General features: G+C 66.1%; 13 protein-coding genes and 3 pseudogenes. 12 read left to right on the top strand and 4 right to left on the bottom strand.

The window, feature by feature from the left end:
* Positions 1-99 precede the first annotated feature (99 nt).
* From ABT034_RS30995 to ABT034_RS30970, 6 genes and pseudogenes are all read left to right on the top strand, one after another.
* Positions 100-951 carry an IS5 family transposase gene (locus tag ABT034_RS30995; protein ID WP_351220389.1) on the top strand — a complete coding sequence of 284 codons (852 nt, stop codon included), beginning with the start codon at positions 100-102 and terminating at the stop codon, positions 949-951.
* Positions 952-1,191: 240 nt separating this feature from the next.
* Complete coding sequence (locus ABT034_RS30990; protein WP_351220388.1) at positions 1,192-1,503, top strand: hypothetical protein; 312 nt, start codon at positions 1,192-1,194, stop codon at positions 1,501-1,503.
* Between the two features lie 412 nt (positions 1,504-1,915).
* Entirely contained in the window at positions 1,916-2,332 is a 417-nt protein-coding gene (locus tag ABT034_RS30985) for a hypothetical protein (protein ID WP_351220387.1), read from the top strand.
* A gap of 173 nt (positions 2,333-2,505) precedes the next feature.
* Positions 2,506-3,246 (top strand): annotated as a pseudogene (locus tag ABT034_RS30980) (transposase); the annotation flags it as partial.
* A 54-nt stretch (positions 3,247-3,300) separates the two neighbouring features.
* Positions 3,301-3,735, top strand: coding sequence for a hypothetical protein (locus ABT034_RS30975; RefSeq protein WP_351220386.1), 435 nt, complete (start codon positions 3,301-3,303; stop codon positions 3,733-3,735).
* Positions 3,736-3,777: 42 nt separating this feature from the next.
* Entirely contained in the window at positions 3,778-4,560 is a 783-nt protein-coding gene (locus ABT034_RS30970; protein WP_351220385.1) for a transposase, read from the top strand.
* 7 nt (positions 4,561-4,567) lie between these two features.
* Here the strand turns inward: ABT034_RS30970 and ABT034_RS30965 are convergent, their stop codons facing one another.
* Positions 4,568-5,071, bottom strand: a complete 504-nt coding sequence (locus ABT034_RS30965) for a hypothetical protein (RefSeq protein WP_351220384.1) — start codon at positions 5,069-5,071, stop codon at positions 4,568-4,570.
* Between the two features lie 173 nt (positions 5,072-5,244).
* On the opposite strand from ABT034_RS30965, the pseudogene ABT034_RS30960 reads away from it, so the two are divergent.
* A pseudogene (locus ABT034_RS30960) lies at positions 5,245-5,964 on the top strand (NF041680 family putative transposase); the annotation flags it as partial.
* Between the two features lie 121 nt (positions 5,965-6,085).
* Here ABT034_RS30960 and ABT034_RS30955 read toward each other — a convergent pair.
* Both ABT034_RS30955 and ABT034_RS30950 read right to left on the bottom strand, forming a co-directional pair.
* Positions 6,086-7,375 (bottom strand): hypothetical protein, encoded by a 1,290-nt coding sequence (locus tag ABT034_RS30955; RefSeq protein WP_351220383.1) that lies wholly within the window; start codon positions 7,373-7,375, stop codon positions 6,086-6,088.
* A 384-nt stretch (positions 7,376-7,759) separates the two neighbouring features.
* Positions 7,760-8,472, bottom strand: a pseudogene (locus ABT034_RS30950) (transposase); the annotation flags it as partial.
* Between the two features lie 72 nt (positions 8,473-8,544).
* On the opposite strand from ABT034_RS30950, the gene ABT034_RS30945 reads away from it, so the two are divergent.
* From ABT034_RS30945 to ABT034_RS30935, 3 genes are all read left to right on the top strand, one after another.
* On the top strand, positions 8,545-8,928 hold the full coding sequence (locus ABT034_RS30945) for a hypothetical protein (protein WP_351220382.1): 384 nt from the start codon (positions 8,545-8,547) through the stop codon (positions 8,926-8,928).
* Positions 8,929-9,157: 229 nt separating this feature from the next.
* Complete coding sequence (locus ABT034_RS30940; RefSeq protein WP_351220381.1) at positions 9,158-9,607, top strand: hypothetical protein; 450 nt, start codon at positions 9,158-9,160, stop codon at positions 9,605-9,607.
* Positions 9,608-9,749: 142 nt separating this feature from the next.
* A complete protein-coding gene (locus ABT034_RS30935) occupies positions 9,750-10,670 on the top strand; it encodes an IS5 family transposase (protein WP_502973095.1) in 921 nt (306 codons plus the stop codon).
* On the opposite strand, the gene ABT034_RS30930 is transcribed toward ABT034_RS30935, so the two are convergent.
* Positions 10,618-11,208 carry a hypothetical protein gene (locus tag ABT034_RS30930; protein WP_351220380.1) on the bottom strand — a complete coding sequence of 197 codons (591 nt, stop codon included), beginning with the start codon at positions 11,206-11,208 and terminating at the stop codon, positions 10,618-10,620. The genes ABT034_RS30935 and ABT034_RS30930 overlap by 53 nt on opposite strands.
* 564 nt (positions 11,209-11,772) lie before the next feature.
* Here ABT034_RS30930 and ABT034_RS30925 point away from each other — a divergent pair.
* Both ABT034_RS30925 and ABT034_RS30920 read left to right on the top strand, forming a co-directional pair.
* Positions 11,773-12,162: a hypothetical protein gene (locus tag ABT034_RS30925; RefSeq protein WP_351220379.1), complete on the top strand. Its 390-nt coding sequence runs from the start codon at positions 11,773-11,775 to the stop codon at positions 12,160-12,162.
* 1 nt (position 12,163) lies between these two features.
* A complete protein-coding gene (locus ABT034_RS30920; RefSeq protein ID WP_351220378.1) occupies positions 12,164-13,150 on the top strand; it encodes a ParB/RepB/Spo0J family partition protein in 987 nt (328 codons plus the stop codon).
* Positions 13,151-13,259 lie beyond the last annotated feature (109 nt).

Here is a 13,259-nt window from a genome sequence, read left to right as displayed (position 1 = left end):
CGGTCCGGGTGGAGGGCCCCGGCGCGTTCGCACTCGTACAGCGGACCTTCACCAACGACCTGCGCCGCGCCGGTCCGGGGCGGAGCCAGTACACCATCCGTGCGCAGCCGCTGCTATCCGTCGGACACCTTCGACGACGAGTGGGTGCTGATCGAGCCGCTGCTGCCGACGCCGGCCTGCGAGACGAGGGCCGGCGGCTGGCCGGAGAAGCACCCGTGGCGGGAGATCGTCGACGCGATCCGCTACGTCCTCGACACCGGCTGCAAGTGGCGGGCCCTGCCCAAGGACTTCCCGCCCTGGCGCACGTGTTACGGGTTCATGGCCCGCTGGGCGGCGGCCGGTGTGATCGGGCGGATCCGCGACCAGCTGCGCGAGCGGGTCCGCCGGAACATGGGCCGCGCGCCGGGCGCGGTCGCCACGATCATCGACTCGCAGTCGATCAAGGCCGCCGAGACCGTCGGCAAGGACTCGCGCGGCTACGACGCGGCGAAGAAGATCAACGGCCGCAAGCGGCACCTGATCGTGGACACCAAGGGCCTGCCGCTGTTCGTCATGGTCACCCCGGCCGACATGACCGACCGCGACGCGGCCAAGGAAGTCCTGTTCCGGCTGCGGCTGATGCACCCGGAGATCACGATCGTCTGGGCCGACTCCGCCTACGCCGGACAGCTCGTGACCTGGTCGAAGAAGTACCTGAACCTCACCATCAAGACCGTCAGCCGGCCCAAGGACGCCAAGGGGTTCATCGTCCTGCCCCGGCGCTGGGTCGTCGAACGGTCCCACGCCTGGGTCATGCACGCCCGCCGACACGCGCGGGACTACGAACGGCTCGTCCAGCACTCCGAGTCACTGATCACCTGGGCCGCTATCACGCTGATGACCAGGCGGATCACCCAGCGCCAGTCCAAGCGAGCCGGTCAGCCAGCCTCCCGCGAAGTCCAGCGGGACTGATCGTTCTCACGGTCGCCGTTCCCACCCGGGCCCGGTCCGGCCCGCGGTTAGCGCCCGGACACCACTTTCCCACGGCTCCCGCCGGCCCGTCAGCCCGTTCCTCGACCTTGGGCAGTCAACCTCCAGGCCGACATGGCCTGGAGCGCAACAGACAAGAATGAGGGTGTGTTCAGACGCGAGTGGCCGGAGCCACCGACCGATGCCCGGCTTGACCCATACCGCCGAGCTGCCGCACGTCTCATGGACGGAGACGAACAGATCGGCGTGCTCGTGATCCGAGTCACGACCTGGTGGTGGAGAGAAGGGCCCTTCTGGCGAAGGCGGTGGGGCAATCCGCGAGAGCTTCCCGAGTGGGCGTTGTCCTGCGTCGCCCCAACCCAGCAGCTGCCCGACTTCGACGACGGGATCATCTCCGCTGACGAGCTCGACGAGGAGCTTGCCGACTGGTCAGCGGGGATCTTTCGACTGCGGGGCCAGCAGTTCAACCTCGCCTGGCTTGGCGAGGAAGAAGCCGACGCTGCCCACAAGGAGCACGGCTGGACGATCGACTGATCGTCCCTGCCTTCACCGCGACGGAACTGGGGACCTTCATCCGTACGCAGCAGGGGAGGAAAGTCCGTGCGCCGACAACCTCCCCCGGCCCACGCGGGCTGACCCTCTCCACCACCGAGCCCTTCACCACGTCAGCGGGACCAGACCCCAGCCATGTTCGATTCCTGACCTGCGTTAACGCGCTCATGAGGTTCGAAAACCAGGTACTTAACTTGTCCTCTATCTACCAGGACCTGCTTCGACAGATGCTCGACCTTCAGGTACAGAAACGTTCCCTCAACCACGCGCAGTTCGCCATCATGAAGCCGGTACATCACACCCGCGAGCGCGTAATGGCATGTTCACGGCCAGTCACGAGTAGCATGGTGGAAGCTTCTGTTCGCTCCATGTTCGTCCGAGGAGAGGAAGAGCCATGCGCAAGCCCTTGCTGATGACGGTTGTCGCCTTGATGGCCGCCATCGGTTTCGCCGCACCGGCGCAAGCCACCGTGAACGACGTGCCCATGCCCTTCGGCATGGCCTACGGCAACAGCACCACAACCGGAACGATTAACTTCACCGACGGGTACACCGCCAGCGTGTCAGCCACCGTCCACGCGGCGAGCGGCTCCCGTATGTTCTGCTTCTGGGGGACGAACGGCGACGTGGAGACCGGCGCCAAGTGCAGCCCGTGGGCGAACGCGGGCGGGCCGAACCGGACATACGGCGACTCGCTGAGGATCGCGCTGCCGGGCGGCGTCCAGCAGGTCCACATCGCGATGTATGACGAGAACACCACCCCGCTGGCCGGGGTGAACTGTACCCGCACCGGCTGCTATCGGGCATTCTGAGCCGACTGCCTCACCCGTCGGCCGCGGCGGACCGAGCTTGTTCTTTACCATCCGGCCTCGAACGGCGTCTCGAACTGGGTTCCTCACCTGGGGATTCGACGGACGCGGGGGCGGCCTTCGTCTGATCATGTGCTTCGACCAAGGTGCATGTAACCACGACGAAGGCCGTGAGGGTGAGTCTGCTGCCTGATGCTGTCCGGAGGGAAGCGTTCGCGCAAGCGTCACGCTTCCGGGGCGAGTTCTACGAGTGTCTGACTGCCCGGCGCGACGAGTTGTTCGAGCTGGTGGGCGCGGTGCTGTGTGCGGACGGTGCGGTGAAGTCCCCGGTGGATTTGACGCTGCTGCCCGAGCACCGTCGTGGGCACGGAGCGATGTACGGCGGCTTGAACCACGGCCGGATCGACGTCGGTCGGCTGCGGGCGGTGCTGGCCGGGCTGTCGTTGCCGCGTTTCGACGGGGGGCGCCTGGTGCTGGCGGTCGATGTGTCGCCGTGGCTTCGCTCGGACGCGCCGTGCTCGGCGGAGCGGCTTTTCTGCCACGTCTACGGCCGGGCGAAAACAGCCTCGCAGTTCATTCCGGGCTGGCCCTACTCCTTCGTAGCTGTGCTGGAGCCGGGTGCCACGTCCTGGACCGCGATCTTGGACGCGGTGCGGCTCGGCCCTGCGGACGACGCGACCGCGATCACCGCCGCCCAGTTGAGGGGCGTCGTCGAGCGGCTCATCGCCGCCGACCAGTGGCAGGCCGGGGACCCGCATATCGTGATCGTCAGCGACGCCGGCTACGACGTCACCCGCCCGGCCTGGGTCCTGCGCGATCTGCCGGTCGAGCCGGTCGGCCGGGTCCGCTCCGACCGCGTCATGCGACTGCCGAAGCCGCCTCGTGTCTACGACCCGAAGGGCGGCCGGCCGCCTAAGGGATGTCCCGTATAAGGACGTGAGCTGGGGTTCGCCTGACAATACGGTCGACGCGTGGAGTCGAAGATAGTGAGTGAGTGCCCGTTGCACGGGGTCGGTGTGTGTCCTGACTACCTGGTCGGACGCCGTCTTGAGCAAGTAGCCGCCTCGTGGCACCTGTACGGCTCAGAGGCTCCGTCCGGCCCACTGGACGTGTGGCTGATCGACAGCGAAGCAGTCTCCACGCGCATCACGACCGGTTCGGACTGGAGCCTGATCGTGGAGGCATCGGCCCCCTTCGCGGGGTACGACATGGCGGAGTCAGGCCGCGTCGAGGTGGCGCCTGTCAGTGGCGAGACCCCATTCGCAGATCACCTCGGCGAGACGGTGCTGGCAGTCAGCGAAGAGAGCATCCCGGACAGTGGGGGGATCGCCCTGGAGATCACCTTCGAGTCCGGCCGTGTCCGATGTGAAACCTGGTCCGGCTCCCTCCGCCTGTCCAGCAAGTGATCAACGCACCAGCCACGGCGAGAACCGTGTGAGGCTCCCGCCGTGGCTGGTGTGATCACGGCGTCGCAGCCGTCCTGGATAGCCCCGTTCACCGGGTTGAGCCCCCGCTGTTTCGGCACGTTGGTGGCACAACTGCGGCACGAGGGGGCTGACGCGGTTCGCAGAGGTCGACCGTGGAGCCTGCCGCTGGAGGATCGGGTGCTGCTGGTCACGGCCTACTGGCGTACCAACTTGACGTTGCGGCAGCTCGCCCCGCTGTTCGGCGTCTCGAAGTCCGCGGCCAACCGCATCGTCAGCCACCTCGGCCCTCTGCTCGCGCTCAAGCCCCGCAGACGATTCCGCAAGAGCACCGTCCTCATCGTGGACGGCACCTTGGTCCCCACTCGCGACCATACGGTGGCCGAGCGATCCAAGAACTACCGGTACTCCACCAACCACCAGGTCGTCACCGATGCCGACACACGGCGCGTTGTCGTGGTCGGCCGGCCGCTGCCCGGCAACCGAAACAACTGCAAGGCATGGGCACTGTCCGGCGCCAAGAACGCCGTCGGCAACGCCACCGTGATCGCCGACGGCGGCTACCGGGGCACCGGCCTGGTCATCCCGCACCGCCGCGAGCACGTGCAGAGCGAACTGCTGGCCTGGAAGGAAGAGCACGCTTCCCACCGCCAGGTCCGCGCCCGTGTCGAGCACGCCTTCGCCCGTATGAAGACCTGGAAGATCCTGCGAGACTGCCGGTTGAAGGGCGACGGCGTCCATCACGCGATGAGAGGCATCGCCCGCCTGCACAACCTCGCACTCAGCCGGCAGGCCCGCGGTAGATGAGGAGGGCCTACCCTGCCCAGATTTCCGGCCCCTGCTTGACGATGACGAGTCCGTACGTCCGGTCGGAGGGCCAGAGATCCACCTGGTACAGGAAGTGGTCACCAGGACCGCCACCAGTGTCGACCGGTGGTGGTCCGGCCGGGATGTAGGAGACGCGAGCACGGAGCAATCCAGCGGGAACAGCCAGGCTCGGCCCGTTGGCAGGATCGGTCCCGGGGCTGGACATGGTGAGCTGACCCGTGGGGGCGTCAAGGTCGGTCTCCACGATGTGCTCAGCCGCCGGGTCCGTCGTTGGCGCGGACGCGTGAACAGTGATGAGCGACTCGACCATGTCGTCCCGAGCCGTGCCGACAGAGATCGAGTGCGGTTCCACACCGATGCGGTGGACGTAGACCGCTTCGTCCGTCCAGCCGGCGGGTGCCAGGTCCCGGTCCATAGCGTGCTCGGCGATCCACGCGTCATAGGGATCAAGGTCTTGGACGTAGAACTGCCCGTGATCGGCATCGATCATGAATCTCAGTGAAGCGTCAGCCACTAGCGCAGACTATCGACGCCGGTGTGGGCTACTGAGGCAGGTGTGATCCAGCTGGTCAGCCCAGGGCAGACGAGACCAGGTGGCCACGGAAACCCCACCTCGATCGCTCAGTGGACCACGTGTTCCAGAGCGATACCAGACTCGTTTGCGGGACAGCCCTTAAGCACGGTCCGGAATTCCGCTTCGCCAAGCCGGAGACTTGGCCCGAGCCCGCGATCACCACGTTCACCGCAACTACCAACTACGGCAAGGCCGAGACGCAGGCATGGGACCGAGTCCACCCAAGGCTCACCCACCGCTCCTCATGGCTCGACCACGACGGTGAACTTCCCCTGGTGGAAGGCACGTTGATCCGGTTGAAGGTCGAGCATCTGTCGAAGGACCGTGATGCCCCGCCGGTGTGGTTATGGTCCTCCAAGACGGGCGTTACCCCGGACGACGTGGACCGTTTCTGGCAGGCATTTCTCCGCCGTTTCGACCTGGAGCACACCTTCCGTTTCGCGAAACAGACCCTCGGCTGGACCACTCCAAAGCTCCGTACTCCCGAGGCCGCGGACCGCTGGACCTGGATCCTGATCGTCGCTCACACCCAGCTCCGACTCGCCCGGCCTCTCACCGAAGACCTCCGCCGGCCCTGGGAGAAACCCGCCACCTCCGACCGGCTCACCCCGGCACGGGTCCGCCGGGGGTTCAGGAACATCCGTGCTCACCTCGCCTGCCCGACCCGTGTTCCAAAACCCCGAGGCGCCAGCCCCGGACGGCCGCCCGGCGCCAAGAACAAACACTGGGCACCCCGCTACGACGTCGGCAAGACCGTCAAACGCCCCGAGACACTCAAGGCCATCGGCAAGCCTGGCAGGTCCTGGTAGATAAAGAACAAGCTTAAGGCCCGGACGCCTGGCCTCGCCGTGGAGATTGGCGCGTGGCGGGCCGCCCCTGCCTCGGGCTGGAGGCCACTGCCGTGGATATGGGATCTCGGCTCTGGATATGTCATTCGCCTTCCTCCAGCTTGGCGGTAGCGATCCTCAGCCAGGATTCAAGGTCAATCACCCCCTGCGGTAGATAGCACTCACTATGGCCCGCAGCCAGTCTGTGCTCCGAGGGCTCGTACGCATTCGGGCCGACATGTCTAAGGATTAGCAGCTCAGCCATTCGGCACACGATTCGGGTGGCACTGGCGAGTTGGACAAGCTCACCTTCGAAGCGCTCGTGCTCGTCAAAGCGGCTACTCCACCCATTGATGTCGCGCGTGATTCCGACCTTATGGAACAAGGTTCCGTCGAAGTCGGTGAACTCGTAGATATATATGAACGCGGGTGCTTGAGCGAGTTTCCTGTTCTTGCGCAGTGCAGGAATGCTCCAAAATCCTCGGCCGTTGCATGAGGCGCAGGCGACCCCGGTGCTGGACCGTCGGAGAATCGTGAGTCGTGGCGTGGTGTTCCTGTTGCAATGGATGCAGCGCCCTTCGACTGCCGTGCCTGCGTTGACCCATCCCTTCACGTCCTTCACACCGAGTTCGAAGAACTCTTCAAGAGCCTCCTGCTCGGTGAGCTCGACCACCCGGATCGCCTGCAGTGCGCAAGGCTGGCAACCCCAGACCCGAAGCCCGCGCCGCAGGCGATGGTGGATGTGGCCAACCCTTGCACGATATGGCTGATTGCAGCGGGTGCAGATGCAGTCGACCGGCACGCGCATAGTAAGGAACGGTCCAACCTTGCGGAGTCCCGCTTGAAAGAGCATCTCACGCACCTGCTCGTCGGTCAGCCTGAGGCAACTGGAGCACCCTCGAGTGCCGCGCTTCTGCGCTTCACGCAGATTATTCAGCCGAATCGGGAAGGACTTCTCGCATTCTCGACACTTCACCGCGACTGGCGTATGAGTGTTCACGTAGGTGCCAACCAAGTCGAATCCGTAATCCTTGAACTCTGCCCCGATGCAGGTATCGCACTCGCGACGGCGCAGCTCTGTGTAAGCACCGCATTGTGAGCAGCCCGCCATCCCGTTACGCCATACCTGGTAGTAGTGGCGGCGGCACAGCTTGAGGGTCCTGTACTCATTCGCCTCGCGAGGGCACCGTCCACCGACCGCGACACAACGGATCGGCTCCCTGGGGGTCGGCGGTTGAAGCTCTCCGCTCTCCCGCGCCTTTCGCCACCTGATCATCGTCGGCGCATAGAGGCCGTACTTCTTCAGCACGTCCTTCCTCGTGCCTGATGGCGCGGCCTCGTAGGCGTCAAGAACTTCGATCTTGAACTCGTAGGGGTGGTCTCTATACGGCACGACCGCAGCATGCCATTAGCCTCTGACACTCCGTCCGCTGCTGGAGGCCCGGTCAAGAGGCGGAGTTGGCCTGCGGCTGCTGAGCCGTGTCCCGTGGTCTGACCTGCAACGGTCCGACTTCGCTGTCACGAACGACTGCCGGTCCAACGTCGGTGGCAATCGGTCCAGGTTCGTTGTCACAGGACAACCCGGCCGGGAGGGAGCGTTGGTGCGGTCAGCTGGCGCCGGAGCGGCGGGCGCGGGCAAGGAACGCGGCGAGGTCACCGGTGGCTTCGGGTTCGGTCGTGGCGAGCCGGGCCGCGAACGCCAGCTGGTCCATGTCGACGCCGGGCGCGAGGTGGGCGAGTTCGGCGAGCAGCGCGGCGTGCGCGAGGACCGGCGGCGGACACCGTCGCCTTTGAGGCGGCAGTCGCGGAGGATCTTCCAGGTCTTCATGCGGGCGAATACGTGCTCGACGCGTGCGCGGACCTGCTTGTGGGACTTGTTGTGCGCCTGCTTCCACTCAGGCAGGTCTTCGCCCGCGCGTCGGCGGTGGGGCATGACGAGTCCGGTGCCCGGGTAGCCGCCGTCGGCGATGGTGAGCGTCTTGCCGACGGCGGCCTTGGCGCCGGATTCCTCCCACGCCTTGCAGTCGTTGCGGTTCCCGGCAAGCGGCCGGCCGACCACGACGACCAGGCGGGTGCCAGCGTCGATGACGACCTGGTGGTTGGTGGAGTACCGGTAGTTCTTCGAGCGCTCGGCCACGGTGTGGCCCCGGTGGGGACCAGAGTGCCGTCCACGATGAGCACGGTGTCCTTGGAGAACCGCTTGCGGGGCCGGAGCGCGAGCATCGGTCCAAGGTGGTCGATGATGCGGTCCGCCGCCGACTTCGACACCCCGAACAGCGGGGCGAGCTGGCGCATGGTGAGGTTCGTGCGCCAGTACGCGGTGACCAGCAAGGTCCGGTCTTCCAGTGGAAGGCTCCACGGCCGGCCCTTGCGGGCTGTGTCCGCACCTGCGCGACGCAGCACCGTCACCAGCTTCCCGAACTGTCTTGGGCTCGGCCCGGTGAACCGGGCTATCCAGGACGGTTCCGACGCCGTGATCACACAAGACACAACAAGATCATCTCAGTTGCCGAGGCTGCCCCATGTCCTTGATCCTGTGTATTCGGCAAGCGGGGAGGGCACATGGGGCCGGTTCTTTTCCCAGGCGACGGAGACAACAACAGTCCGGATGTCGCCTGGTCCTACAGCGGCTTTGCCGTGTTCCGGCGGCGTCTGGCCGAGGCCGAGGGGTTTGCCCTCTCCGAGATGTGGGGCTTCGGCGGCGAGCGCCCGTGGAGCGAGGTGTCCACCGCTCTGGAGCCACTCCTCGATCATCCGGATGCCGGCGGGGAGGACCTCTCACCTACCGAGTGCGCGTCGGTCCTAGTCCGGCTGGAGGCGATCACCGACCAGTGGGCACGGGAGAGCGGCGATCAGCTCCACCAGCAGCACATCGAGGATGCCCGCCAGCTGGCGGGCATCCTGCGGCTCTGCATCGAGAAGGACGTCCCGCTGGCCTTCCTCTGAGGCCCACCGACCACAGAACCACTTACGGGACAGCTCTTAGAAGCCGTATCTCAACCGATCTTGGACGTATGGATCGAACGGAGTTCCCGGACGGTGATCTTCCAGCGGTACGCGCGTGAAGCCAGAGGCGAGTGCCCGTTTATGGTCGTTGCGAGGCGGGTTGAGGGGCTTTGGGTTCAAGTCGGGGCTAGCCTGACGGGCCCTGCTCGCTCGATACTGAGGAGAGTAAGTGCCCACTCTGATCAACGCTGTTGATGTCCGCCCGCGCGTGTACTACAGGACGATCCAGATCGGCCCCATCCTCTTCGAAGAAGCACCGGCGGAGGACGACATTGTTCAGATCCCCGGGGAAGGCTGGAGCCTTACCTCCAGCGACAACGATTTCTACCCTTCGGTGCGTTTGGAGGTGTGGGACGGGCCCACTCCTCAGCCATCAGGCTCTTGGGAGTATGAACGGGTTTTCCATTCTCCGATGGCAGATCGCCTCGCGGTGGTCGACTTGGATGGTGTCTGCTACGGCGAGATCGAGCTGCGGCCGGGGCGCTACCACCTGCGTTTGCTCTGCCGAGGGCGAGATCATGTTGAGGCTTTGCTGGCACTCGATCCCTTCCCTCCCGAAGGGCCGCACGGCGATCCTCTTGAGGTGTGGATTGTTCAGATTTGGCCTAGTTCTGACTGACGTCCGCATCTCAACCGACCTTGGAACATGTGAATCGAACGGAGTTCCTGGACGGCTGATCTCCGGCGATACGCGCATGATGGCAGGGCCTGCTGGTAGCTCGGGGGTGCGATCCCATTCCGAGCGGTTCCCGGAGGCCCTGTTGTCTTTGTTGTACGCTCCCGAGCCCGCCCGCTTCAACTCGCCCGCCGTGTCGTGCGATTGCCTCGCGCACGTGTACGGCAACACGGCCGACCATCCGGACCGGGTGCGCCGGTATCCGTCGGACATGACGGACGCGGAGTGGGCGGCCGTCCAGACGTTGCTGCCGGTGCCGGCCTGGCTTCAGGGGCGGGGCGGACGGCCCGAGGGCTACTGCCATCGCCAGCTGCTGGACGCGGTCCGCTACCTGGTCGCGGGCGGGATTTCGTGGCGGGCGATGCCCGCGGACTTCCCCGCATGGGCCCGGGTCTACGCATTCTTCCGCCGCTGGCGCGAGCATGGGCTGATCGCCGAGTTCCACGACCGGCTGCGCGGGAAGGTCCGTGAGCGCGAGGGCCGTGAGGCCGAGCCCACTGCGGGGATCATCGACGCGCAGTCGGTGCGGGCCGCCGCGACGGTGCCGGCCGCCTCACGCGGCTACGACGGCGGGAAGAAGGTGCCGGGCCGCAAACGGCACATCGTGACCGACACCCTCGGCCTGCTCCTGGCCGTCGCGGTCACCGCCGCGAACATCGGCGACCGGGACGCCGCGGCGGGCCTGCTGACCCGGCTGCGCCGCCTGCACCGCGACATCACCCTCGTGTGGGCCGACGGCGGCTACACCGGCTCCCTCGTCGGCTGTTGCCGGGACAAACTCGCCCTGACCCTGGAGATCGTCAAGCGCACCGACGACATGACAGGGTTCGTGGTGCTGCCCAGGCGCTGGGTGGCCGAGCGCACGTTCGCCTGGCTGATGAACTCCCGCCGTCTGGCCCGGGACTACGAGACCCTGCCCGCCACCAGCGAGTCGATAATCCGGTGGTCGATGGTCACGCGGATGAGCCGGCGTCTGGCACGATCACGACCCGCCGGCTGGCACTGAACGCCCCCGACGCCTCCAGGAGGAGCCACCCGCGCTCCGCCAGGCGCCGGGCTTTCGACCGCAGTCCCTCGACCTTCGCCGGCGTCGCCCCAAGGCCCAGCTCCACCGCGATTTCCCTGGCCCGAAGCGGTCCGTGACCCGTGGATCGCTGCTGTTCCAGCACGCTTAGAATGCGCTGATAGTCCGGCGCCAGAACCGTCACCGGCAGCCCCTCCCGCCAGGGCGGCACCGTCGAGCCCGGCACCGGCGCGAGCGACAGCACCGTTTTCTCCTCGGCCTCGGTCCCGGCCGTGGTCTCGGCAGCCGAGGCTGCCAGGGCCTCGACCAGTTCTTCCCGCGCGATCACCCGCCGGTCCAGCTCGATCTCCGCGGCCTCCAACACCTCAGCCAACCGGGCGACTTCCTCCCGTAGCCCTTCCACCGGAGCGGAAACAAGACGCCGGATGTCTCTCTCATTCCGAGCTACATCATGCCTGACCAGCAAAAATCGACGGATCACGTTCGGTTGAGAGACGGCTTCTAAGACCTGCAAGAACATGCCTCTCCTGACCAAACGTCACTGCCAGGGCCTCAACGCCATGAAGCCGACCCACCGCAATTCACCGACGCCTTCGACGCCGCAGACCGCCTGGTGGAACTCGCCGCGAGTGACGTCTCGGCCAGCTCACCAACGCCGCACGGGGCAGGCTCCGCACCACCACCCACCCGAGGAAGCCGTCTACGCCCGCCGGTTACCCCGGCGAGCAGAACCCGTCACCAGGTCACAGACTCCTCTTGATCGCAGGCAAAGAATCTTGGAAGTGGGTGCGTCAGGGCAGCCAGTTCGGCAAACTGCCCACATCGGCCTGTTCGGGACGGGACCACTGCCGATGCATCAGCCGCTTCGGCGGGATTCGCAGGAGAAGAGGGGGACCTCTCAGCAGTGCAGGCGCCTACGGGTGCCCACCCGCCAGGGCCGCGGCGGAAGCAAAGCGATCCCGTCCCAGCGAAAGGAACGGCGCGTCGAGCGGCTCCTTGGGCGCGCCACTGCTCGGTCATGCCCCAGCATCCACGCACCCTGTCTCTAATCGGCGCTGGTGCCGCCACGTCTGCACCGCCCGCAGTGCTCGCCGTCGCCGGCGCGCCTTGGTGGGCTCTGGTCCTCGCCTCGCTACCTGGCGCCGCTGCCCTGGTCCTGCAAGCAGCGCTACCGCAGAACTCTTATCGCGTTCTGATCACTGACTGGGACCCCCGTAACGGAACTGTCGATCTTGAGCAAACGCAGGTGTACGTCGACGCCAATGAATGGCCGCGGCTGCTGACCGTCGTACGGCACTACAAGATCCACACTCGGGCAGCGGCAGAAGGCCAGGTCTGCACCCAGTACCCGAAGGGCCGTATCGCCCTTGAGGCCCGGGAAGACTTCTTCCGTCTGGCGATGGAACTGGGTATCGGCGGGCGACCGCTTCCCAAGCAGGGCAGGAAGGCTGCGGCCACGAAGGGTTCGGTCTGACGTGGGGAAGCGCGTAAATCTCGCGACCATCGACGACAAGCCTGTCGCGGTAACTGCACCGGCTGAGTCCGCACCAGGGGTCCCGCTCGCTCTTGTAGTGGCCAACCCGCGGAATCCTCGTCAGTCCCTGGGGGATCTCGAAGACCTCAAGTCGATCGCGACACGGCAGCTGCAGCCTTGTCTCGTCGTCTCCGCGAAGGGCTACCTGGCGCTGTGGCCGGAGGATGCCGATCGAGTTGGCGGGGCACAGTACGTCGTGGTCAACGGCTACCGCCGTCTCGCAGCAGCTGAGAAGTTCGGCCGCGCCGAGCTCCTGATCATCCACGACGAATCCGTCGCTTCATCCCGTGGCGAGCTACCGGGCGCTGCGGTTGAGGAGAACATCGGCCGTCAGGACTTCGATGTCATCGAGGAGGCGATGGCGGTCGAGGCTGTTGTCGCGGAGTACTCGAGCGCACGAGAGGCAGCCGAAGCCCGTGGATGGACGCCCGGGTGGATCTCGCAGCGGCGAGCCCTCCTCAAGCTGTCTCCGGAGATGCAGCAAGCTCTGCGCGCTGGTGACCTTGCGGTTCGTGACGCCCGGCGGCTTGCGCGGGTGCCGGCTGCAGATCAGGTCGCTACATGGCATGCCGAGCAGGAGGCCGGTGCGGAGCGTAAGAAGGCTCAGGCTGAGGAGCGGAAGCGGGTAGCTGTGGTGCCGCAGCCCACGTCCGATCCCTCTGCGACTGGCTCCTCGGTCGCGTTTACCGCGGTAAACGCGACCGAGGCTGGAGCCGTGGGAGAGGACTCGGACAGCCAGTCGACGTCTGCGTTTACCACGGTAAACGCAGAGGCCCCCGTATCGCACGTTCCCGAGCCTCGATCGTCCTCCCCTGCCTCTGATGGGGTGGACTGGGCAAACCCGCAGGCCATAGCGGATCTCTGTACGTCCAACATGACGCGCGATGATCTTGAGGCGATACTGGAAATCCTGACCAGCCGTCTGTAGTCCTCAGAACGCAAAGAAAGCGGCCCCTGCCGCCCGGTGAAGTCCGGGAGGCAGGGGCCGCTTCGTAAAGAAGGTCCGGCTCCCCCACAGATGACCGTGGAGAGCCGGG

It is taken from the genome of Streptomyces sp. NPDC002773, assembly GCF_040295605.1.
Classification (GTDB): Bacteria; Actinomycetota; Actinomycetes; order Streptomycetales; family Streptomycetaceae; genus Streptomyces.
This window is presented reverse-complemented; position numbering and strand designations above follow the sequence as displayed.